The organism is Chlorobium sp. KB01 (assembly GCF_001975465.1).
In the GTDB taxonomy this organism is placed as follows: Bacteria; Bacteroidota; Chlorobiia; order Chlorobiales; family Chlorobiaceae; genus Chlorobium.
On sequence record NZ_MPJE01000040.1, the window covers coordinates 14,917 to 37,802 of the forward strand.

The window sequence follows — 22,886 nt, forward strand, 5'->3', positions numbered from 1 at the left end:
CTCACTCGGCGGCAGCAAGTTCCCTGAGCTCATTTTCGAACTCAACGATCTGGCGGATATTGTCGAGAAACCATGGATCAATTCCGGTTGACTGATGCACCTCATCAATGGTCGCACCCGCCTGAAATGCGTAACGGAGATAAAAAATCCTGTCCGCTTTCGGTATTCTGATCTTCTCCAGAATATCCTCTTTGGCAAACTTCTTCTGCTGCTGCGTCATATCAAGCACATTCATGATATCCTTGCCGTCGGAGCCAAGACCGGCACGACCGATCTCCAGTCCCCTGAGCGACTTCTGCAGCGCTTCGCGGAAGTTGCGGCCGAACGCCATCACTTCACCGACCGACTTCATCTGCACACCCAGACGGGCGTCAACATTCTTGAACTTTTCAAAATCCCAGCGGGGAACCTTGACGACGCAGTAATCAATGACCGGCTCAAAACTGGCCGGAGTGGTTTTGGTGATATCATTGAGAATCTCGTCGAGTGTATAACCCACGGCAAGCTTTGCCGCAACCTTGGCAATCGGAAATCCGGTCGCCTTGGAGGCCAGTGCAGAGCTGCGCGACACACGCGGATTCATCTCTATAACAACGATGCGGCCATTCCCGGGATGAATGGCAAACTGGATATTGCTGCCGCCGGTCTCAACACCGATTTCGCGGATAATGCGAACCGAAGCGTCCCTGAGCTCCTGGTACTGGCGGTCGGTAAGTGTCTGGGCAGGAGCCACGGTAATGCTGTCGCCGGTGTGCACACCCATCGGATCAAAATTTTCGATAGAGCAGACAATAATGACATTATCGGCGAGGTCACGAATCACCTCAAGCTCATACTCCTTCCAGCCGAAGAGGCACTCCTCAACCAGCACTTCATTGATGGGACTTTCAGAAAGTCCCCGGCGAACCGCTTCATAATAGTCAGCCTTGGTTTCGGCAAAACCGCCACCGGTGCCTCCAAGCGTAAACGAGGGACGGATAATGATCGGAAGACCTATCTCCTCAAGCGCCTCCCTGGCCTCTTTTTCATTGCGGACAAAAACGCCCTTGGCCATCTCAAGGCCTATTTTCTTCATGGCATCGCTGAAAAACTCACGGTTTTCAGCCTTCCTGATTGCACGAAGCTTCGCTCCGATAAGCTCAACTCCGTTACGTTCAAGAATGCCGGACTCGGCAAGAGCGACCGCCGTATTCAAAGCCGTCTGTCCGCCCATGGTAGGCAGAAGCGCATCAGGCTTCTCCTTCTCTATGATTTTCTGCACATACTCCGGTGTAATCGGCTCAATATAGGTGGCATCGGCAAACTCAACATCAGTCATAATGGTCGCCGGATTGCTGTTCACCAGAATAACACGATAGCCATCCTCCTTGAGTGCACGGCAGGCCTGGGTACCGGAATAATCAAACTCACAGGCCTGACCGATCACAATAGGGCCGGCCCCAATAACTAAAATCGACTTTATATCTTCCCGCTTTGGCACGTTGTTTCGGGTTTTAATACTTGACAAGCTTCAAAATGAACGTAATGTACAAAATATTTGCCGAGTTTCACCCCTCTTCATCTTGTCCACTAACGTCCACTTTCTTCATCTTCTCTTCGACTCAGCACTCAGCACTCAGCACTTTTCTTCCCCTACTCCATCACCCTGATCTGCTCCTGGTGAAAACCGCCTGATTCACGTCTCAGCCATGCCGTTACCTCTTTCGGCTCACGATTCATCAGTGAAATAATCAGCATGGTATGGCCCGATCGGGCAAAATCAACATCGTGAAGGGAAGGAATCGCCGGAGAATTGATATGCGAGTGGTAGGAACCGACAATCTGGTAACCGAGGCGTTCGGCCTCCCTCTCGACAGCGTCATACTCATTATGCGAAATCTCAAAACCATGTTCACGTCCGGAATAAAGGCAGTTCCTGCAGGGAGCAACCTCATAGACAATGTTCTCGATATTGCCCCGGTGATCAACATTTTTCACTCCTGCAAGCAGCCCGCAGCACTCATAGGGCAGTTCCCGGAAAGCCTGTTCCTGAATAATCTCAAATTTACGCCTGAGTAGTTTCATAAAACAACTATCGATTAAAAAAATAATGTGCTCCACTATTAATTGTCGTGAGCGGTTTGAGTGTGAGACGGACGGAGCGCAGAAACCGGAATGTACACGAAAGTACATGAGGATTTCGAGCACCGCCCAACGAAGCAATCAGATCGCGCAACAAATTAATAGCGGAGCTAAAGCGCTTTTGCCCCTATATCGCTTCGATAATATGCTCCCTCAAAACTGATCTTTTCAACACCCTTGTAAGCCCGGTCAATACTCTCTCTGAGCGTATCACCGAGAGCGGTAACCGAAAAAACCCTCCCCCCCGCCGTTAACAGTCTCGCGCCATCCAGGCTCGTTCCGGCATGAAAAACCATACACCCCTCCAAACGCTCCACTCCGTCGGCAATAGTGACCGGTTTACCGGTTTCATAATGATCCGGATAGCCGCCGGAAGCCATAACGACCGTCGCAGCAGATTGCTGATACATCTCGAACGGTACCTCATTGAGCCGTCCATCACCATCAACACTTGCCTGAAGGGCCGCGATCAGGTCGCTTTTCAAAAGCGGAAGCACCACCTGGGTTTCCGGATCACCGAGACGCGCATTGTACTCCACTACTGAAGGTTCACCGCCATCAATCATCAGACCGACATACAAAAAGCCTGTATAGGCATACCCTTCCGAAGCCATCCCGGCAAGAGTAGGACGGATAACCCGCTCTTCAACCTTTCGCATAACCCCGGCACTCACCAGCGGAGCCGGGGCATAGGCACCCATTCCCCCGGTGTTTTTCCCGGTATCCCCGTCGCCTATCCGCTTATGGTCCTGTGCAGAGAGAAACAACCTGTAGCTGACACCATCGGTCAGGGCAAAAACGCTTGCCTCCTCTCCCTTTAAAAAATCCTCTATAACCACCTCATCGGCGGCATCTCCGAAAATACGATCGTCAAAAAGCTCGCGGATGGTCCGCAAAGCAACGTCACGCTCTTCGGCAATAATCACACCCTTGCCACCGCAGAGACCGCTGGCCTTGATGACCTGGGGCCAGGAGCGTTCCGGAAGTGCACCGAGGTAGCTGACAGCGGAGGCCGAATCGCGGAACACACGATACCCGGCAGTGGGAATATGATGCCGCTGCATAAACTCCTTGGCAAACACCTTGCTCGATTCAAGACGGGCAGCATCCCTTGTCGGGCCGACGATCTTTTTACCGGAACGGCGAAACAGATCGACAATACCCAGTTCAAGCGGCTGTTCAGGGCCGACAACCGTCAGCTCAACACCTGTTTCTCCGGCAAATTGCAATAAACCGTCCAGATCGGTTGCCTTGAGCGCAACATTGTGGACTTTACCACCCATCATGGCGGTTCCTCCATTGCCGGGAGCAACAAAAACGGCTTGCACCCGTTCACTTTGTGCTGCTGCCCGCGCCATGGCATGCTCCCGGGCTCCGCTTCCAATAATCAAAACATTCATAGCTCTCAGTGTGGGCATCAGCCGCAGTTCACCCTGTGGTTTATCGGCGTGGTTTATTAAATTACTCCCGTTCATACAGCAGTAGCATGTATATAATGCAGACCGGGTAAAATAAACAATAAAAAAAATTTGCCACCCCTTTTATGGCTCTCTCACCGGTCATTACCAGGCATATCCTGCCGATTGTGCTGAAGCTTCTCTACAAGAGCCTCCGCATATCGGTGACACCTATGGAAGGTGAGATGAGAGTGCACGGAAAAGGAACCATTTTCGCATTCTGGCACGGCAAAATGGTTGCCGGATGGCTCCTGGCACGGGAACTCTTTCCCGGAGAGCCTACAGCTGCAGTGGTAAGCCAGTCAAAAGACGGGCGCATTCTTTCCGATGCACTGCAGCAACTCGGCTATGCACTCATCAGGGGGTCAAGCTCCAGGGGAAGCGTTGAAGTCATACGAGCCATGCAGCACACCCTCGAAAAAGGGGATATTGTTGTCATTACTCCAGACGGGCCAAGGGGACCGATAAACCAGTTCAAGTATGGCTCGATCAGGCTCGCTGCCCGTAGCCGCTCTCCTCTGATTTTTGCCCGAATCAGCTATGCCGCATCCTGGAAGATCAAAAGCTGGGACCGGTTTGAAATCCCGAAACCCTTCACCAGAACAACGGTCACGCTCCAGCTCATAGAACTCCCCGAATTCAGAAGTGAAGAGGAACTTCACACCTGCTGCAAACAACTTTCTGAACAACTGAGCCATGCATAACCCGCTCTCCATACTTCTCCGTCCCGTCGCTCTCCTCTATGGCTCCATCATGCAACTGCGCAATGCACTCTTCGAGCGCACACTCTTCAGCCGATGGAGCTCCCCGATTCCGGTTGTCTCAATCGGCAACCTTACGGCAGGAGGAACAGGCAAAACTCCGCTCGTTGACTGGATTGTCAAATACTACCTCTCAATCGGCTGTAAACCGGCAATCATCTCGCGTGGTTACCGGCGGGAGTCAACAGGGGTAAAACTGGTTTCAGACGGCAACAGAGTTCTGCTCGGCAGCAGGGAGGCCGGAGATGAAACAACAATGCTTGCATGGAACAATCCCGACGCCATAGTCATTGTTGGCGAAAAACGAAAAGCTGCTGTAACCTGGATGATCAGGCACTTTTCACGAAGAGTTCCCTCGGTCATCATTCTTGACGATGCATTCCAGCACCGTCAGATCGGCCGCGAGCTTGACATCGCCATTATCAATGCTGCTGAACCCTATTTCAAGGCCAGACTGCTGCCCGAAGGGCGATTGAGAGAACCCCTGAAAAATATTGCACGAGCCGACCTGATTCTGCTCAACAAAATCAGTGACTATGAAGAGGCCGAAATCGTGAAAAAAGAGCTGGAAAAAACCGGAAAGCCGGTTATAAAAGCCCGTATCAAAACCGGAGACCTTGTCTGCCTTTCAGGGGAATTCATCTCTTCAGATGAGGCCCCCCTGCCCGAAAGCCTTAACGCCCTTGCCTTTGCCGGCATCGCTTCGCCCGGCAGCTTTCTGGAAAGTCTTAAATCAAAAGGGGTAACCGTCTCGGCTCACCGTTTTTTCAAGGATCACGAGCCGTTCACCGCAAAAAAACTTCAGGCAATACGGCGTGAAGCCGATGAAAAGGGGCTCTGTCTGATTACGACCGAAAAAGACTACTTCCGTCTGCTCGGAAGTCCGGAACTGATCAGCATCATAACCGCAAGACCCAGCTACTACCTCAAAATAGAAACCGACATCTTTGAAGGCCAGGAGATACTCCAGGAGATGCTGCGAAAAGCCGCCGGGTTGAAATAAATTCTGAATGTTGAATTCTGAATTTTGGATTGAAAAAACCGCAGATTCTCAAATCCGGAATCCAGAATCTCTTCATTCGTGCCAATTCGTGTAATTCGTGGACACCACAAAAGGCGGGTGCAACACGCCCCTACATTTTCATCCCTTCCTCTTCTCTTCGACTCACCACTCAGCACTCGCGACTCAGCACTTTTTCCCTCTTGTCCACTCGCGTCCATTTCTGTCCACCATTTCTTCGTCCACATGGTCCACTTCCTCTTCGATTTTCACTCTTTGACAATCTTCGAAACCGCCTTGAACCGGTCGCCTTCGGCTACCCGCAGCAGCTCAAAGAGAGCCATTTCGCTGCTGGTCAGGGATGCTCCTGCTTTTTCAATGCAGCGAATCCCGAGGTTCTTGTTCTCTTCGGTTCGTGATGACACGGCATCCGTCACAAGATGAACATTATAGCCGAACTCAATCAATTCCACCGCAGTCTGATAGACGCAGACGTGGGTCTCCATGCCGGCAACAAGAATATCATTACGGTTGAATGAACGGAGCCGGTGCATAAACTCCGGGCTGCCGCAGCAACTGAAAGCAAGTTTTTCGACTGGAACATTGCCCGGAAGCAGCTCCCTCAGAGAGTCGATGGTGTGGCCCAGCCCCTTCGGGTACTGTTCGGTCACAAGAACCGGCACCTCAAGCACATGACAGCCTCGTACCAGCCTTCCAAGCGCACTCTCGACATTCGCAGCATCAAAAACACCCTGTGCCAGACGGCCCTGTACATCAATAAGCAGAAGCAGCGTCTCCTTTGGAGTAATCATAATCGTGTGTTGGTTGAAAAAGCAATAGATTTAACAGAAGGGTATCGCACCAAAGGTGAAATAAACAACATTTATGTGACTTTTTACAAGATAACAGTTCAAGAGCATTCCATGAAAATCGAAACTCCGCAAAAAGGAAAGGGCGCATACCTCGTGGTGCTCCAGGTCATGCTGATGTGCGGTTTTATTATTCTTCCTGTCAGGCCGCAGCTTGCAGGTACGGAACTTTTCGAAGCGCTGGGCATTGTCAGATGGATGGCACTCGCTCTCTTTTCAGGCTGCGCCCTGATACTGGGCGCGCTCGGTTCCTTCGCCATCAGAAACTATCTTACACCCCTGCCCTACCCTGTCGGGAACAACCGGCTTGTAACCACAGGAATATACAGCATCGTACGTCATCCGCTCTACAGTGCACTACTTCTTGCCGCTTCAGGATGGAGTGTGTTCAGCTTGAGCCTGTCGCATCTGCTTCTGACCGGTATCGCATTGCTTTTCTTTAACTTCAAAGCATCAAAAGAGGAAAAATGGCTTACCGGGATCCACCCTGAATATACCGCTTATACCCGTCAGGTAAAAAAATTCATCCCCTGGCTATATTAAAGAATTGCAATTAACGGGATTCATCTTGTATCAGAGAGAGAGGCCATGAGCGATTGTTCCACCGACGGTATTTCAAATTTCGGAGCAAACCCTTACCTTTCCCCCAATGAACTGCGATGTTCACCAAAACGTATGCATAACTGAACAATACCATGAAAAAAATAGGCGTTCTTCTTTCCGGATGCGGCTACCTTGACGGTTCTGAGATCCATGAAGCCGTACTGACACTCCTTGCAATTGACAATGCCGGAGCCAAAGCGGTCTGCCTTGCACCGAACATCCCGCAGCATCATGTGGTCAACCACCTGAACGGTGAAGAGGCCGCCTCCGAAACCCGTAATGTGCTTGTCGAGGCGGCACGCATCGCCAGGGGGGCCGTCACCGATCTCCGCAAAATCGATACCCTTGATCTCGATGCCCTGATTCTTGTCGGAGGGTACGGTGCAGGAAAGAATCTCAGCACCTATGCCTTCAAAGGGAGCGATTGCGACGTTATACCTGAACTATCCAGCGCCCTGCAATCATTCTATAAAGCCGGAAAACCACTCGGATTCATCTGTATAACCCCGGTGATCGGCGCAAAGGTTCTTGGGGAGCAGAAAATTGAACTGACAAGCGGTTGCGACAAAGAGACCGCCGGAAACATCGAAGCCATGGGCGCCCGGCACATTGAATGTACGGCCTCGGAAGCCATAGTCAGCAAACAGGGAAAAGTGGTCAGCACCCCCGCCTACATGCTCGAAACATCCATAGCCGAAGTAGCCAAAGGAATCGGAAAACTCGTTACAGAAATCATCGCAATGCTCTGATTTCACAAGGAAAAAAGTGGACAGCAGGAGGGTCTCCACCAGCTCTTCGTCCACTTGGTCCACTTTCTTTCTTTTTTTCGTGCCTTTTCGTGTATTTCGTGGCTAAAAATCTTTTCCCCTTTTTTCTTCGCTCAGCACTTTTAAAAAATCAGCCGGGGTCATAATAAGAATATCTTTCCAGAAGACCAGTTCGAGCAAATGCTTGTCACCTGAAACAATCATCTTTGCCTCTGCCGCATCCGCAGCTTCAAGAATCCGGTCATCATCAGGATCAAGAGTTATAAAATCAACCTGATTTTTGGGCGTCACCATCATAAACGTATCCCTGAACAATCCAATAATCCTGTATACCTGCTCAGGTGAAAGTGCAAACTTGGGACGATGCAATACTGCTTCCACCTCCTGAATTATTGCAGGAGAAATACAATTTATCACCTTGCCCGATGAACAGAGTCTCAGCACCTCTCGTGGATTTCCACCAAAAAGAAATCCGGAAATGAGAACATTGGTGTCGCAAACAATCCTCATGCAGATGTGGTTCTCGCAGCACGCGCTGAGGCTATCTCACCCGACACATCATCCTGGGTCAATTGATTTTTCTGTACAACCATATCGCCCAGCGCAAAAAGATCACTCCACTGGCTCCGGCGCTCAATGTATAGCCTGGCTGCCTCCCTGATCAGCTCTGAACGGCTTCTGAACTCCTTCCTGGCTGTTTTATCAATTTGATCCAGTAATGAATCCTGAAAAGCAATATTAACGGTAACAGTAGGCATCACTAAGTTTTTTAGAGGTTATAAATCAATATACAAACATTGTATATTATCATATAATTCCCCCATCCGCTCAACACTCGCGACTCAGCTCTTTTCTTCCCCTCCTGTCCACTGGCGTCCACCGCTGTCCACCATCTCTTCGTCCACTTGGTCCACTTTCTTCATCTTCCCTCAGCACGTTTCCCTCTCCTCCTCCCGAGCCCCGCAAGCACAATGAGCGTGATGATATAGGGCATTGACTGCACAAGCTGGGATGGAATCCATCCGGTCTGCATCCAGATCTGCATGGATTCGGCGGCAGCGAACATCAGGCTTGCAGCCGCAGCACCGAGCGGTGTCCACCTGCCGATAATCATGGCAGCAAGCGCCATATATCCTCTGCCTGCCGACATGTTATCCGTAAAGGAGTGCTGCTGAAAAACCAGAAAAGCACCGGCCAGCGCTGCAAGAGCCCCTGAAACCAGAACACCGCTGTAACGCATGCGCTCAACATTGATCCCCGCACTCCCGGCCGTTTCTGCGCTCTCTCCGGCCGCCCGGAGCCTGAGACCGTAAGGGGTTTTGAAAAGCAGAAAATGAGCTGTCAGCACTGAGAATACCGCCGCAAGAAAAAGAGGATCCAGAAAGAAAAACGGGACATCAATACCCGCAACACGCGCGGAGTTCATGGAACTGCCGTAAAGCAAAGTGAGGCCGAAACGGGTGGCGCCCATGACAAGAATATTGACTGCAATCCCTGCAACAATCTGGTCAGCCTTCAGGGTAACAGTGATAAAGGCAAAGAGCAGCGCAACCAAGAGACCGGAAACAAGAGCCAGTCCAATCCCTGCAAGAGCGGAACCGCTCCGGTACTGGCCCCAGGCCGCACCAAAAGCGCCGGCAAGCATCAGCCCCTCAAGAGCAAGGTTGACAACTCCACCTCGCTCGGAAAACGTTGCCCCCACAGAGGTAAGCACATAGGGCACCGAAATTCGCATAATTTGCAGCAGTATAACAATCAGTTCAGTTTCCATATTGGATGGATGGATTATCTCTGTTCCGGGGGTTTTTACATAGTTTTTTTTTATTAAATTTCAATTCTTGTAATAGTAGTCAACTTCATCTGTTTTTTCACCATCTCCCATTTTGTTAATCTGGTGAAAAGATAAATTTACTCCTGAAAAACAATGCCAACATCTGAGATGAGTAACGAAAAAGCTGCTGCCAAGCAGTACATCTACCGCTTCTCGGGCGGTTCTGCAGAAGGGGATGCGTCAATGAAAAACCTGCTGGGCGGTAAAGGCGCCAACCTGGCAGAAATGGCCAACATCGGCCTGCCTGTCCCTCCCGGATTCACCATTTCAACCGAAGTCTGCACCTACTATTACGACCACCAGAAAACCTACCCTGCAAATCTCTTCGACAAGGATATTCCCCTGGCCCTGACAAAAATCGAAGAGGTGCTTGAAAAAAAATTCGGAGACCCCGAAAATCCCCTGCTTGTTTCAGTCCGTTCAGGTGCAAGAGCCTCCATGCCCGGCATGATGGACACCATTCTCAATCTTGGTCTGAATGAAAAAACCGTTGCCGGTCTTGCAAAAAAATCGGGCAACCCCCGCTTTGCATGGGACTGCTACCGCCGGTTCGTACAGATGTACGGCGATGTTGTGCTGGATTTGAAACCCGCAGACAAAAAAGAGATTGATCCTTTCGAAAAGATACTTGAAGCAAAAAAACACGAGCTTGGCATTGAACTTGACACCGAGTTCAAGGTTGAAGACCTGCAGGATATCGTCGGCAAATACAAAGCCGCCATTCTTGAAAAAACCGGCAAGGTTTTCCCCGAAGATCCTCACGAACAGCTCCGTGGAGCCATCGGCGCCGTATTCAACAGTTGGAACAACGAACGGGCCATTGTATACCGCAAATTGAACCACATCCCCGGCTACTGGGGTACAGCCTGCAACGTACAGGCGATGGTCTTCGGCAATATGGGCGAAGATTGCGGAACCGGCGTAGCCTTCACCCGCGATGCCGCCACCGGCGACAACATCTTCTACGGCGAATTCCTGATGAATGCCCAGGGCGAAGACGTTGTGGCGGGAACAAGAACACCGCTCAAAATCGAACAGCTCAAGGCAGAGAACCCCGGAATCTACGACCAGCTTGAAGATATCCGCTCGATTCTCGAACACCACTACCACGACATGATGGACATCGAGTTCACCATCGAGAACAACAAGCTCTTCATGCTGCAGTGCCGTGTCGGCAAAAGAACCGGTTTTGCCGCTGTCAAAATCGCTGTTGACATGTTCAACGAAAAACTGATCGACGAAAAAGAGGCACTGATGCGCATTGAGCCTGAACAGCTCAACCAGCTTCTCCGTCCCGTCTTTAACCTCGATGAGAAAAGGGCCGCTATTTCAGGCGGGCGCCTGCTTGCTACCGGCCTGAATGCCGGGCCCGGCGCTGCAACCGGAAAAATCTACTTCAATGCGGTTGATGCCTATGAGGCCGGCAAGCGCGGAGAGGATGTCATTCTTGTGCGTATCGAAACTTCACCTGAAGACATCAAGGGTATGGCTGTTTCGGAAGGCATTCTCACCGAACGCGGCGGCATGACCTCCCATGCAGCGCTTGTTGCCCGCCAGATGGGCAAAGTCTGCGTTGTGGGATGCGGTGCACTCAGCATCGACTACCAGAAAGGCGAACTTCGTGTTCCCGGCCACCCGACTGTGCTCAAGGAAGGGGACTACATCTCCATCGACGGCAGCACCGGCGAAGTCATTGCCGGAAAGGTTGCAACCAAAAACTCCGAGATTATCGAGGTTCTGGTCGACAAGACCCTGAAACCCGAAGATGCTCCTACCTGGCCGATCTACAAGCAGCTCATGGAGTGGACCGACAAATACCGCAAACTCAACATCCGCACCAATGCCGACCAGCCTGACCAGGCCGAGATCGCCATCACCTTCGGCGCGGAAGGAATCGGCCTCTGCCGCACCGAGCACATGTTCTTCGGCGGAGAGCGCATTGACGCGATGCGCGAAATGATTCTGGCCGAAAATGTTGACGGTCGTAAAAAAGCGCTTGAAAAACTGCTTCCCTACCAGCGCGAAGACTTCTACGGACTCTTCAAGGCTATGGGCTCACGCCCTGTCACCATCAGGCTCCTTGATCCTCCGCTGCACGAGTTCCTGCCGCACACCGACAGCGAAATCGAATCCCTTGCCAAAAAGATGGGCAAATCGGTTGCCGCAGTAAAGGAGCGCATCAGCGATCTGCACGAGTTCAACCCGATGCTCGGCCTCCGCGGCTGTCGCCTCGGCATCCTCCACCCTGAAATCACCGTCATGCAGGTCCGCGCCATTATTGAGGCCGCCTGCAAAATCAAGAAGGAGGGACTCGAAGTTGTTCCTGAAATCATGGTTCCTCTGGTCAGCACGGTAAAAGAGCTTGAGATCACCAGTGAAATCATCCACAAAACAGCCCGCAGCGTCATAGCCGAACAGGGAACCGGTGTCAAGTATCTCGTGGGCACCATGATCGAGGTTCCTCGTGCGGCAATCACCTCCGACCAGATTGCAACCGCTGCTGATTTCTTCAGCTACGGCACCAACGATCTGACCCAGATGGGACTCGGTATGAGCCGCGACGACTCCGGCCAGTTCCTGCCGACCTACCAGCAGCAGGAGATCTTTGCCCGCAACCCGTTTGAATCCATTGACAGGGATGGCGTTGGCCGACTGATGAGTATCTCTGCCAAAGAGGGTCGTTCAGTCAAACCGGATCTCAAACTCGGCATCTGCGGCGAACACGGAGGCGATCCCTCTTCAGTCGAGTTCTGCCACCAGATAGGACTCAACTACGTTTCATGCAGCCCTTTCCGGGTTCCGATTGCACGCCTTGCCGCTGCAAGAGCTGCACTGCAGGGCTGAAGCTTTTCACACACACACCATGTTCTTATGAAAAAGGCGGCCACCGGCCGCCTTTTTCATGATAAGGGCACCTCTATGTATGTTCGCGAGCAGTTTGAAAATTTTTAAACCACGAAACAGACGAAATAGTGCAGGAGCAATCCCTTGTGGTTCCCCTGATTTTTCTCTTCGACTCACCACCCGGCAATCGCTACTCAGCACTTTTTTCCTCCTGTCCACTTCGTCCACTTCTGTCCACCATCTCTTCGTCCACTAAAGTCCACTCTCTCCCTCTTCTCTTTTCAGATCACCACTCAACGAAGTAATCGAATCGCAGAATAAATTTATAGCGGTGCTCTTACCTTTTTCAGTGTGCTTACGGAAAATAATATCGATATTGAAATTCGTTCCGTTATGCTGCTCAACAGCACAAAATAAACCGGAGCCATAAACGCTCATTCGGGCAGCACTTTTTATTGTCGCAAGCGGTTTGATCTTTGCGATCTGCCGGGGGGCGAGATAGAAATATCACTCCCACAGTTTGGACGGAATATATTTATAGCAGTGCCCCGATAGCACGAATTAATAGGGGTGCCCTAAAAGAGAATAGAGAGAACAATGGAATACAGTCATATCAATATCAGAGGCGCCAGAGTCCACAATCTCAAAAACATCTCTCTCGATATACCGCGCAACCGGTTTGTTGTCATTACCGGACTATCAGGCTCCGGAAAATCCAGCCTCGCCTTCGACACCATCTATGCCGAAGGTCAGCGCCGCTTTATGGAGACCCTCTCCCCCTATGCACGCCAGTATATCGGCAGCATAGAACGCCCGGACGTTGATTTTATTGAAGGTCTCTCACCCGTTATAGCCATCGACCAGAAGAGCACAAACCGCTCTCCCCGCTCAACAGTCGGGACCATCACGGAAATTCATGACTTCATCCGCCTGCTCTACGCCAGGGCCGGACGACGCTACGACCCCGTTACCGGCCATATGCTGCAGAAACAGAGCGAGGAACAGATCTGTGAAGCCATACTTGCTCTTCCTGAAGGAACGAAAATCCAGATTCTCTCCCCTCTTGTTGCCGGTCGCAAAGGGCACTATCGCGAGCTCTTTGAGCGCCTCCTCCTCAAAGGCTATCTCCGGGTCCGTATTGACGGCGAGTACCGGGAGATGGAAAAAAACATGCAGATTGAGCGGTATAAAAGCCACTCGATTGAACTGGTGGTGGACCGGATGGTGATCGGTCCTGACTGCGCTGACCGGCTCAAACAGGCCGTCTCGCTTGCCATCAGCCTCTCTGAACACAAGTCAACGGTAATCTGTGATCCGGTTGACAGCCACCTGAAGGAGCTGGTCTTCAGCACCCGCTACGCCTACTCGGACGGCTCCGTTCCGGTCGATACCCTTGCGCCGAACCATTTCAGCTTCAACTCCCCTTACGGAGCATGCCCGAAGTGCAACGGCCTCGGTGAGCTGATGCAGCTTTCGGGAGAGTTGATGATTCCCGACCTCTCGCTTTCTCTCAACGAGGGGGGACTTGACCCGTTCGGCAAACCCGGCAAACGAAACCTCTGGCAGGTGATCAGGGCTATTGCCAGGGAGTTTGACTTTACCCTTGACACCCCTCTTGGTGACATACCAAAAGAGGCTCTTGATATTCTGATTGAAGGGTCGGGAAGCCGGACATTCAACGTCAGCTACTCCTACTCCGGCCACGACACCCTCTATCCCCAGCCTTTTCCCGGAGCGCTCCCCTACGTTGACGAGATCCGCCGCAATGCAGGCTCCCCGAAAATCAGGGAGTGGGCGGAGAGTTTCATGATCCATCAGGCATGCCCCGAGTGCAAAGGGGCCCGGCTGCGCAAGGAGAGCCTCATGGTTAAAATCAACGACCTCAACATTGCCGAAGCCGAAGCGCTCCCGCTGCCTGATGCCCTTGCTTTTTTCAGCGCCCTGCCTCCAACCCTGACACCAAAAGAGCTGCTGGTTGCCACCCCCGTGCTGCATGAAATCATCAAGCGGCTCGAATTTCTTTTGAATGTAGGACTCGGCTACCTCTCGCTCGACAGAGGCTCACAGACCCTCTCCGGTGGGGAAGCACAGCGAATCAGGCTTGCCTCACAGCTCGGCTCACAGCTCAGCGGAGTGCTCTACGTGCTCGACGAACCAAGTATCGGCCTCCACCAGCGCGACAACCACAAACTTATCGATTCGCTGAAACGGCTTCGCGATCTCGGCAACACGGTACTCGTGGTCGAACACGACAAGGATACCATGCTTGAGGCCGATGAGATCATCGATCTCGGACCAGGAGCGGGAGAGTACGGCGGAGAGATTGTTGCACAGGGAACAGCCGCAACCCTGGATCCGCATTCACTCACAGCGGAGTATCTCAACGGAACACGCCATGTCAGCTTCAGGGGTGAGAAAAAAAGTGACGGAGAGGAGAGGCAATTCCTCGCAATCAAAGGGTGCAGAGGAAACAACCTGAAAAACGTTGACATCACCATTCCCCTTCGCTCGCTCGTCAGCATTACCGGCGTCAGCGGATCAGGTAAATCAACCCTGATCAATGAAACACTCTTCCCGATACTTGCACGCCACTTCTATCGATCAAAACTTCTGACCTATCCCTATGAGAGTGTGGAGGGAATCCAGAATATTGACAAGGTGGTCAATGTCGACCAGTCACCGATCGGGCGCACACCCCGGTCCAACCCGGTAACCTATACCGGCGCGTTCACCTTTATCCGCGACTTCTTTACCCGACTGCCTGAAGCGCAGATACGCGGCTACAAAGCCGGACGCTTCAGCTTCAACGTCAAGGGAGGACGCTGTGAAGTGTGTCAGGGAGCGGGAACCCGCAAAATCGAGATGAACTTTCTGCCCGACGTCTATGTGCAGTGCGAAAACTGCAAGGGAGAGCGCTACAACCGCGAAACCCTGCTCGTCAAATACCACGGCAAATCCATCGCCGATGTGCTTGAAATGACCATCGAAGAGGCTTCGGAGTTCTTTGTCGACTTTCCCCGTATTCGGCGCATCCTCACCACCATGCAGAGCGTCGGGCTCGGCTACCTCAAACTCGGCCAGCCCTCCCCCATGCTCTCGGGCGGAGAAGCCCAGCGCATCAAACTCTCGGCTGAACTGGCCAAAATCCAGACCGGCAAAACGCTCTACATTCTCGATGAACCGACAACCGGACTGCACTTCCAGGATATCCAGCACCTTCTCGAGGTCCTGCGCAAGCTTGTGGACAAAGGCAACAGCGTCATTATCATCGAGCACAACCTCGATATCGTCAAAAACAGTGACTGGGTAATAGACCTCGGGCCTGAAGGGGGGAATGAAGGGGGGGAAATAATAGCAGAAGGAACACCCGAAGCGATAGCCACCATGGCACACTCCCACACCGGCCGCTACCTCAAAATGGAAATGACACCCTTGGCTTGATAATGCTTGATTCCGGATTTTAGATTTTGGATTAAAAAACACGGCAATTCAGAATTCAGCATCCAAAATCCAGAATTTCTTCCACTTATAGCATAGAGTTGCAAAACGACATGATTCTCTATAACTTATAATCGGTAGTACGGCAGAATTTCTTTTTGAACCAATTCCAGGTAATGCCCACTGTCTATAAATTCACTCCATACTTTGAAAATCAAGTATTAAGCAAAAGAGCTTACCTCAAAAAGGAGTGGTGTATTGAAGTTATTGAAAACCCGATTCGAATAGAAAAGCAGGAAGAGAACCGCTATCGCTTTTGGGGGAAAATTGACCAGCTTGATGGGAAAATATTACGCGTCATAACCCTTGACGACAAAGTCACGATACATAACGCATTTCCAGATCGGAGATACAAAGATGAAAATTAATTACTACCCGGATACGGATTCATTGTATATCGAATTTTCAGAAAAAGAGAGTTCTGAAAGTATCGAAATATCAGAAGGAGTTGTTCTCGACTATGACGAGACAGGAGCACTTGTGGGTATGGATATTGACAATGCCAGAAAAAAAATAAACCTCAAAGAATTAATTCTGAACAAGTTACCACTCGATATCCAAAAATTATCGGCATAAAAAACAACCCCGATTTCGTTTCGTGCCAATTCGTGAAATTCGTGGACAACCTCTTCCTCTTCTCTTCTCCCATCTTCGGCTCAGCTCTCGCCGCTACCAATATCGCGCTCCTCCGGAGCTCGATTCAAAATCTCTGCAACGCTTTCAATCCAAAAGTCAGCATCCAGAATCCCTAATCTCTTCAACCGCTTCTCTTCGACTCAGCACCCAGCACTCGCTACTCAGCACTTTTTACCTCCTGTCCACTGACGTCCACTTCTGTCCACCATCTCTTCGTCCACTGGTGTCCACTTTCCTCATCTTTTCAACCATTCCTCTAATTCGCTGAGCGACATAATCGGCAGAGTCTTAAAGCTATCCTTGATAACAAGCAGGTCATTATCGCCAGTGACTAAAGCATCGGCTTTACCAACCACAGCTAACGTTATAAATATCTGATCAGCTTTATCTCTGATTACAGGTAAATCAGGCGATACATCAAGCAACGTGACCGTTTCAGCATAAGGCAGAAAATCTGACAGCAATGACATTCGCTCTCTGTTCGTGAGCCTGAACTTCGGATATGCCAACACCTTCAAAAGTTCGCTGGCAGTTTCCTTGCAGACTAACGGAATGATAGCACCTGACTGCCAACTATGACGCAACCATGCCATCTTCCGGCGTGAAAATATCAACCCGGAAATAATACAGTTCGTATCAAGCACTATGCGACAGCTCATTGCTGACTTTTTCTTGCCCACTCTACCGCGTCCAGAACATCCTGGTCATTAATACCCAAAGCCTCTAATTTGGCTCGCACTGCATCTGCCTGCTGAATACGCACGGGCGTAAGCATAATTCGACCATTCTCAACTTCTACTTCAAAATAATCTGTTTTGGGAATGGAGGTTACAATAGATTTTGGCAAGGTCAACTGATTCTTGCTGGTGATTTTAGCTAACATGGCATTCCTTTCAAATGGTAATGATGTAAGGATATCTTACCATGATAACTATTTTTCGTGCAAATTCGTGAAATTCGCGGACAAACCTTCCTTTCTTCTCTTCGACTCAGCACCCAGCACTCGCTACTCAGCACTTTCTTTCCACCCAGCACTCAGCACTTTTTCCTCTCTTGTCCACTCCGTCCTCTTCTGTCCACCATCTCTTCGTCCACTGGTGTCCACTTTCTTCCTTTTTTTCGTGCCTTTTCGCGTCTTTCGTGGCCAAAAATCTTTTCCCCTTTTTTCTTCGATCAGCACTCAGCACTCGTTACCCGGCACTCAGCACTTTCTTTCCCCACCCGAACTATTTCGAAAAAATCCCTGTTCATTTAGTAACTTGAAAATTAACCATGAACTGTTGAAACATGATAGAGATCACCAGCACAGAACTGCGTAAAAACATTGGCAAGTACCTTGATATCGCAATGCAAAAAAAGGAACAGGTACTTGTACGCCACAGAAACAAGGGGGTTTTTGTGTTAACCCCCAAAAAAAATGGTTATCAACCCGATAGAACAGATGCCAGTGACAATTCTGTTGAGCAGCAGGAACTTCAGCAAATCATTAAAGAGGCTGAGGAGGATTTTGATGCCGGCAGGCATACGGTCATCAAGAACCCAGCCAACATATGGGCAAGTATACATTAGCGCTTTCGCCTCAATCCAAAAAGGAGTTGCTGGCCATACAACAGCTTAACGATTCGGCATTTATAAGGAAAGTAGACAAACTATTCCTTGAGTTGTCTGAGCACCCAACCACCGGAACAGGCAAACCAGAGCGCCTGAAAGGCGATCAGTCAGGATATTGGTCCAGAAGACTGAATAAAAAAGACCGGATCATATATCGCATAGACAACTCTGTAGTGCTGGTCTATGTCGTCTCCATAAAAGGTCATTACGGAGACAAATAGCCTCCCCCTCCCCCTTCATCTTCTCTTCGCTCAGCACCCAGCACTCAGCACTTTTTCCTCTCTTCGTCCACTGGTGTCCACTTTCTTCTTCTTTCCTCACAGAAACTCCTCGTAATAATCAAGATCCTTGTGGAAGGTCTCTGCAAGAGAGTTAAGTGAAATGAAGGCTACAGAAATGCAGAGTGCGCCGACCAGGAGAGCTCCTGATTCCAGACCGAAAAAGCCCTTGCTGAACTGAAAGAGCATCGTGATGGGCACCACCATGCCGCGAACAAAATTCGGAACGGTTGTCGCCACCGTTGCACGGAGATTGGTGCCGAACTGCTCGGCCGCAACGGTCACAAAAATAGCCCAGTATCCACCGGAAAAACCTAAAACAGCACATACTGCATAGAAGAATTGAGGAGTGCGATTGCCCTGGAGAAAATAGAGTGCAATGGAGACGACAGTCAGCAGCATAAACAGCAGAATAACCTTCTTCCTGCTCTGCAAAAGCTGGCTCAAGAGACCGCTCGAAAGATCACCGAACACCAGACCGAGATAGCAGAACATCACGGCATTTCCGGCAGAAACAGGTCCGGTTGTACCAAGCTCAACGGCAAATTCGGGAGAGAAGGTGATCAGCACACCCACAACAAACCAGATCGGCACGCCGATCATGATGGAGTTGATATAGCGTAAAAAACGGCCCCGGTCGGTAAAGAGGGCAAACATGTTGCCTCTGCTCACCCCGGATTTCTCCTCCATTTTTTTAAACATCCCCGACTCGGCAACCTTCACCCGGGCGGCAAGCAGGAGAAGGCCAAGCCCGCCTCCGATAAAAAAGGCATTATGCCACTCATAGGTATTGGCCACATAGTTGGCAAGAATGGCGCCCGAAACACCGATTGAAGCCACCAGCATGGTTCCGTAACCGCGGATGCGTGTGTGCAGCACTTCAGAAACAAGGGTAATGCCCGCCCCGAGCTCACCGGCAAGCCCGACACCGGCAATGAAACGCAAAACCGCATAAGCCGGAAGAGTGGTCACAAGACCGTTGGCAATATTGGCAAGAGAGTAGAGCAGAATCGAGGCAAACATAATTTTCAGGCGCCCCTTTTTATCGCCGAGCCAACCCCAGAGAATACCCCCGACAAGCATGCCGATCATCTGCATGTTCAGGAGAAAAACCCCGTAGTCAATCAGCTCCCTGCCTCCAAGTCCGAATGACTTCAGGCTCGGAACCCTGACAATACTGAAAAGCACCAGGTCATAAATATCAACAAAGTAACCCAGTGCAGCCACGATAACCGGCATGCTGAAAATATCACGAACCGATACATGCTCCTTAAGCTCCACAAACCCTCCCGTTAAGGTTTATTGCCCTTCAGGCGATTGAATTAAATCATACAAAGGGCGGGTTCCAACCCGCCCCAACATTCGTGTAAATTCGTACAATTCGTGGACAACCTCTTCCTCATCTCTTCCCTCAGCACTCAGCACTCAGCACTCAGCGCTTTTCGTCCACTCCGTCCACTTCTGTCCACCATTTCTTCGTCCACTTGCGTCCACTTTGCTTCAGGTCTTCAGAAAATGCTTTTCAACCTCTACCAGCTCTTTATGCTCTTCACCGGGCAAAGCCTTCCGCGAACCGGTAACCGGTTGCAAAACATCAGGTAAAATAGTGACTTCGACCCCCTGCATGATACTGTCAAAAAAGACAACAAGGGAAGCCTCTCTCCCCTGCTTCACGACAACACCTTCAAAATCTTTGAACGGCCCGGCAAGCACCTTGACCTTCTGGCCAACCGGAATAGCGGTGACTGTGCGCCCGATCGCACCAGGCTCCCTCACCAGTTTTCTCAACCAGTCAATATCTTTTTCAGCTATCACCGAAGGGACTTTCCCTATTCCAATGAACTTCACCACCCCTTCCATCTCCAGAACCTGCAAATGATCATGGCGCATATCAATATGGACAAACACATAACCCCTGAAAAGCGGCTCGCTCACCTTTTTCTTCCGGTCACTCCACTGCTTCCATGTTTCAATCAGCGGAAGAAAAGTAGTAATCTGCTTTTCAAGCAGCATCCGGTAAACTTTTTTTTCACAACGGGATCGAACATAAACTGCATACCAACGCACACTCGCTTCCTCAACCATAATATCCGGACCTCTTTATTTAAACCATGGCGTTACACCCAAAAAATATTGAAAAACAAAGTAACCACTAAGGAATAGTACACCAAATACACTAACAAAAAAAAGCGGGTTCAACCTGCCTCTACATTCATAAGAATTCTTGCCAATTCGTGAAATTCGTGGACCACCCTCTTCTCATTCCTCAATTCGTGTAATTCGTGGACAACATTCTTCATTTTCCGAATGACGGTCAGTTGAAAACCGCTTCAAGCGTTGGGGCGGTGAGGATGGCTTCACCCCAAGCTTCTAACTGTTGCTCTGAAGCGTTTGCTAACTGCTCTGATACCCATAAAGGCAAAACGCCAAAACGACGTTCAAGCAATCTTCTCAGTAACCGGGATTCACCTTCTACTCGACCCTTTTCAACACCTTTGGCCATACCGGTTGCCATGCCTTTGGCTATACCAATTCTTTCTACGCTGGTGATATATTGCACTTTTTTACTCTCCTCTATCGTTTCAAGTTCTTGCCAGACCTGACTATCCAACCATTCCGGCAGTTGCATTAACCAATCCAAAACACTAAACAAATCGATGACGCGTTGTTTATCCCGGTGCCGTCGATACAGTATTCGTATTAACCCCAGTTTGGCTTTATACCGTTCCTGATGCTGCTTTCGGGTTTGCTGTGTCAGGATATGTGCTGCTGTAATTAAACCAAATGCGTTATTCGAAACAAGAAGTTCATCGAGCTTATCCTCATATTCGCTCAGTTTGGCTACAGGAAATTCCAAAGTATGGCGACAACCGAACACGGTGAAACCATTAGGGCGCAGCTATTAATTGTCGTGAGCGGTTTGAGTGCGAGGCGGACGGAGCGGAGCAACCGGAGTGTACACGTAGTACATGAGGATTGTGAGCACCGCCCAAAGAAGCAATCGAATTGCGGAATAAATTAATAGCTGTGCCCATAAGAAGAAGGTTTCCACTGCCTCTGCTCATCCGCCAGCACTGCCAAACTTGCTACAGGCCTTTTGTATCGATCAAAGAGCCGATAGTTGTACACAAACATCCTTTCAGCACATTCACCCTGACCAGCCGGTCAACAAAGCACGTTCCCAATTCTGCATCCTGTACCACTGCCCGCAACTCCTGATCAAGAAAAACATGTTCTCGTGACCAATCAATTTCCGCACAGGCATCAGGGAAATAAAACGCCATAAACTCCGGAAAATAGCGCTCAATGACCTCCTTCCACGGACTATCGTATTGATCGTTCGAAGTATCCATACCTGTTAATTTGTTCAGGCATAATCAGCTTTACTTCCCGAAAAGGCATACCATGCCATGATCCGAACCGTTGCTTAAAAACAAATATATGCACGACGCCAACCCAATCCAAATACGCATATATTACAAATTAAAGAAAAATAACAGGAGAATTCATTCGTGTAAATTCGTGTAATTCGTGGACAGCTTCTTCAACAGGGCAACCACGCAGGGGCGCCCCTACACCTTCCTCACCACTTGTTGTTCTTCTCGTAAATACAGTAGGTCACGACCGTCCCCCCTCGCTGTCACAATAACACACCAAATACACCAACAAAAAAAGGCGGGTTCAACCCGCCCCTACATTCATAAGAATTCTTGCCAATTCGTGAAATTCGTGGACAACTTTCCTTTCTTCTCTTCCGCTCAACACACACTACTCAGCACTCTTCGTCCACTCACGTCCACTTCCTTCCACCATCTCTTCGTCCACTGGAGTCCACTTTCTTCTCTTCAACCTTTCGCCCAGTAGTAAACCCACCCGATCATCTCCCGCAATGCTTTTGACGACACTCTTAAGCCTTCAGCATCAGGAAGAAAATCCAGAATGGTCATATCACTATTATTCCCCGTCTGAAAATCAACCGGATAACGCTCTACCTGAAATCCGGCCTTTTCAAACTGCATCGCAGCACGGCGCATATGGAATGCGCTCGTAACCAGTATAATTTTTTTTCGCACACCTCTTCTGACCCCAAGAAGCTTTCCGGCGGCTACGGCTTCATCAGCAGTATTCCCGGCAATTGTTGTTAACCGAATCACCTTCTCCGGGACCCCGAGCAGCATCGCCCGTTTTGCGAGCAGCTCCCCTTCGGGAACTGCATCAGGCTGCCATGGAAGCTGACCACGAGTAAACACAATAACCGGTGCAATCCCTGCCCTGACAAGCTCGATTCCTCCCTCAAAACGATCTACCGCCTCACCCCATTCACCAAGTGGAGCTCCCTCAAGCTGCATAACCATGCCACTTAATACCACAATCGCATCCGCACGATGCAAAGAACTCACCGGAACCCTTGCAGACCAGCCCTCCACCGCCCGAATCAAGGCAGTACTGACTACTGGCAAGCTGAACATTCCCAAAACCAGAATACCAAGCCCGATCAGCAACCGCCTGCGAAGCACCAACCCCGCAACTGTCAGCAGCAGACTCAACCCCAAAGGCAGCACCAGCATCGGAAGTAACTTGTTAATCAGCAGCATAGATCATCTTATGTC

General features: G+C 50.2%; 23 protein-coding genes and 1 pseudogene. 10 read left to right on the plus strand and 14 right to left on the minus strand.

Annotated elements, in window-relative coordinates; genetic code table 11:
• Position 1: 1 nt before the first annotated feature.
• From carB to purD, 3 genes are all read right to left on the minus strand, one after another.
• Entirely contained in the window at positions 2 to 1,480 is a 1,479-nt protein-coding gene (gene carB / locus BOO20_RS04260; RefSeq protein ID WP_076790846.1) for a carbamoyl-phosphate synthase large subunit, read from the minus strand.
• Between the two features lie 152 nt (positions 1,481 to 1,632).
• Positions 1,633 to 2,064 carry a Mov34/MPN/PAD-1 family protein gene (locus BOO20_RS04265; protein ID WP_006365523.1) on the minus strand — a complete coding sequence of 144 codons (432 nt, stop codon included), beginning with the start codon at positions 2,062 to 2,064 and terminating at the stop codon, positions 1,633 to 1,635.
• Between the two features lie 167 nt (positions 2,065 to 2,231).
• Positions 2,232 to 3,521, minus strand: coding sequence for a phosphoribosylamine--glycine ligase (gene purD / locus BOO20_RS04270; protein WP_076790848.1), 1,290 nt, complete (start codon positions 3,519 to 3,521; stop codon positions 2,232 to 2,234).
• Between the two features lie 143 nt (positions 3,522 to 3,664).
• On the opposite strand from purD, the gene BOO20_RS04275 reads away from it, so the two are divergent.
• Positions 3,665 to 4,282: a lysophospholipid acyltransferase family protein gene (locus BOO20_RS04275; protein ID WP_076790850.1), complete on the plus strand. Its 618-nt coding sequence runs from the start codon at positions 3,665 to 3,667 to the stop codon at positions 4,280 to 4,282.
• Positions 4,275 to 5,342, plus strand: coding sequence for a tetraacyldisaccharide 4'-kinase (gene lpxK / locus BOO20_RS04280; RefSeq protein ID WP_076790852.1), 1,068 nt, complete (start codon positions 4,275 to 4,277; stop codon positions 5,340 to 5,342). The genes BOO20_RS04275 and lpxK overlap by 8 nt, the downstream gene beginning before the upstream one ends.
• Before the next feature lie 266 nt (positions 5,343 to 5,608).
• Here lpxK and BOO20_RS04285 read toward each other — a convergent pair whose 3' ends face one another.
• Positions 5,609 to 6,151, minus strand: a complete 543-nt coding sequence (locus tag BOO20_RS04285; protein ID WP_076790853.1) for a hydrolase — start codon at positions 6,149 to 6,151, stop codon at positions 5,609 to 5,611.
• A gap of 111 nt (positions 6,152 to 6,262) precedes the next feature.
• Between BOO20_RS04285 and BOO20_RS04290 the strand changes: the two genes are divergently transcribed.
• Together BOO20_RS04290 and elbB are read left to right on the plus strand one after the other, a co-directional pair.
• The gene (locus BOO20_RS04290; protein WP_076790855.1) at positions 6,263 to 6,751 is read left to right on the plus strand and encodes an isoprenylcysteine carboxylmethyltransferase family protein; all 489 of its coding nucleotides are present in this window, start codon (positions 6,263 to 6,265) and stop codon (positions 6,749 to 6,751) included.
• Positions 6,752 to 6,903: 152 nt separating this feature from the next.
• Positions 6,904 to 7,560 carry an isoprenoid biosynthesis glyoxalase ElbB gene (gene elbB / locus BOO20_RS04295; protein WP_076790856.1) on the plus strand — a complete coding sequence of 219 codons (657 nt, stop codon included), beginning with the start codon at positions 6,904 to 6,906 and terminating at the stop codon, positions 7,558 to 7,560.
• A gap of 102 nt (positions 7,561 to 7,662) precedes the next feature.
• Here the strand turns inward: elbB and BOO20_RS04300 are convergent, their stop codons facing one another.
• The 3 genes from BOO20_RS04300 to BOO20_RS04310 form a co-directional block, all read right to left on the minus strand.
• Positions 7,663 to 8,088: a putative toxin-antitoxin system toxin component, PIN family gene (locus tag BOO20_RS04300; RefSeq protein ID WP_076790857.1), complete on the minus strand. Its 426-nt coding sequence runs from the start codon at positions 8,086 to 8,088 to the stop codon at positions 7,663 to 7,665.
• Complete coding sequence (locus BOO20_RS04305; protein WP_040432916.1) at positions 8,085 to 8,336, minus strand: CopG family ribbon-helix-helix protein; 252 nt, start codon at positions 8,334 to 8,336, stop codon at positions 8,085 to 8,087. Before BOO20_RS04305 ends, BOO20_RS04300 begins: the two co-directional genes overlap by 4 nt.
• A 161-nt stretch (positions 8,337 to 8,497) precedes the next feature.
• Positions 8,498 to 9,349, minus strand: coding sequence for an ABC transporter permease (locus BOO20_RS04310; RefSeq protein ID WP_076790859.1), 852 nt, complete (start codon positions 9,347 to 9,349; stop codon positions 8,498 to 8,500).
• Positions 9,350 to 9,502: 153 nt separating this feature from the next.
• Here BOO20_RS04310 and ppdK point away from each other — a divergent pair, with 153 nt between their 5' ends.
• The 4 genes from ppdK (at position 9,503) to BOO20_RS04330 (ending at position 16,327) form a co-directional block, all read left to right on the plus strand.
• Complete coding sequence (ppdK, locus tag BOO20_RS04315; RefSeq protein ID WP_076790861.1) at positions 9,503 to 12,253, plus strand: pyruvate, phosphate dikinase; 2,751 nt, start codon at positions 9,503 to 9,505, stop codon at positions 12,251 to 12,253.
• Between the two features lie 597 nt (positions 12,254 to 12,850).
• Positions 12,851 to 15,694 carry an excinuclease ABC subunit UvrA gene (gene uvrA, locus BOO20_RS04320; protein ID WP_076790862.1) on the plus strand — a complete coding sequence of 948 codons (2,844 nt, stop codon included), beginning with the start codon at positions 12,851 to 12,853 and terminating at the stop codon, positions 15,692 to 15,694.
• 173 nt (positions 15,695 to 15,867) lie between these two features.
• Entirely contained in the window at positions 15,868 to 16,119 is a 252-nt protein-coding gene (locus tag BOO20_RS04325; protein WP_076790864.1) for a hypothetical protein, read from the plus strand.
• Positions 16,109 to 16,327 (plus strand): DUF2283 domain-containing protein, encoded by a 219-nt coding sequence (locus BOO20_RS04330; protein WP_076790865.1) that lies wholly within the window; start codon positions 16,109 to 16,111, stop codon positions 16,325 to 16,327. The genes BOO20_RS04325 and BOO20_RS04330 overlap by 11 nt, the downstream gene beginning before the upstream one ends.
• Before the next feature lie 296 nt (positions 16,328 to 16,623).
• Here the strand turns inward: BOO20_RS04330 and BOO20_RS04335 are convergent, their stop codons facing one another.
• Together BOO20_RS04335 and BOO20_RS04340 are read right to left on the minus strand one after the other, a co-directional pair.
• Positions 16,624 to 17,046: a putative toxin-antitoxin system toxin component, PIN family gene (locus BOO20_RS04335; protein WP_076790867.1), complete on the minus strand. Its 423-nt coding sequence runs from the start codon at positions 17,044 to 17,046 to the stop codon at positions 16,624 to 16,626.
• On the minus strand, positions 17,043 to 17,270 hold the full coding sequence (locus BOO20_RS04340; RefSeq protein ID WP_076790868.1) for an AbrB/MazE/SpoVT family DNA-binding domain-containing protein: 228 nt from the start codon (positions 17,268 to 17,270) through the stop codon (positions 17,043 to 17,045). The genes BOO20_RS04335 and BOO20_RS04340 overlap by 4 nt, the downstream gene beginning before the upstream one ends.
• A 404-nt stretch (positions 17,271 to 17,674) precedes the next feature.
• On the opposite strand from BOO20_RS04340, the gene BOO20_RS04345 reads away from it, so the two are divergent.
• Positions 17,675 to 17,956 (plus strand): type II toxin-antitoxin system prevent-host-death family antitoxin, encoded by a 282-nt coding sequence (locus tag BOO20_RS04345; protein ID WP_076790870.1) that lies wholly within the window; start codon positions 17,675 to 17,677, stop codon positions 17,954 to 17,956.
• Positions 17,938 to 18,219 (plus strand): Txe/YoeB family addiction module toxin, encoded by a 282-nt coding sequence (locus BOO20_RS04350; RefSeq protein WP_076790872.1) that lies wholly within the window; start codon positions 17,938 to 17,940, stop codon positions 18,217 to 18,219. The genes BOO20_RS04345 and BOO20_RS04350 overlap by 19 nt, the downstream gene beginning before the upstream one ends.
• 96 nt (positions 18,220 to 18,315) lie before the next feature.
• On the opposite strand, the gene BOO20_RS04355 is transcribed toward BOO20_RS04350, so the two are convergent.
• From BOO20_RS04355 to BOO20_RS04375, 5 genes and pseudogenes are all read right to left on the minus strand, one after another.
• Positions 18,316 to 19,557, minus strand: a complete 1,242-nt coding sequence (locus tag BOO20_RS04355; RefSeq protein WP_198935415.1) for an MFS transporter — start codon at positions 19,555 to 19,557, stop codon at positions 18,316 to 18,318.
• Between the two features lie 219 nt (positions 19,558 to 19,776).
• Positions 19,777 to 20,361, minus strand: coding sequence for a UpxY family transcription antiterminator (locus BOO20_RS04360; RefSeq protein ID WP_076790873.1), 585 nt, complete (start codon positions 20,359 to 20,361; stop codon positions 19,777 to 19,779).
• 229 nt (positions 20,362 to 20,590) lie between these two features.
• Positions 20,591 to 21,133: a DUF4351 domain-containing protein gene (locus BOO20_RS04365; RefSeq protein ID WP_233120877.1), complete on the minus strand. Its 543-nt coding sequence runs from the start codon at positions 21,131 to 21,133 to the stop codon at positions 20,591 to 20,593.
• A 170-nt stretch (positions 21,134 to 21,303) separates the two neighbouring features.
• Positions 21,304 to 21,629: pseudogene (locus tag BOO20_RS04370) on the minus strand (cytosolic protein); the annotation flags it as partial.
• A gap of 492 nt (positions 21,630 to 22,121) precedes the next feature.
• The gene (locus BOO20_RS04375; RefSeq protein ID WP_076790875.1) at positions 22,122 to 22,871 is read right to left on the minus strand and encodes a YdcF family protein; all 750 of its coding nucleotides are present in this window, start codon (positions 22,869 to 22,871) and stop codon (positions 22,122 to 22,124) included.
• Positions 22,872 to 22,886 lie beyond the last annotated feature (15 nt).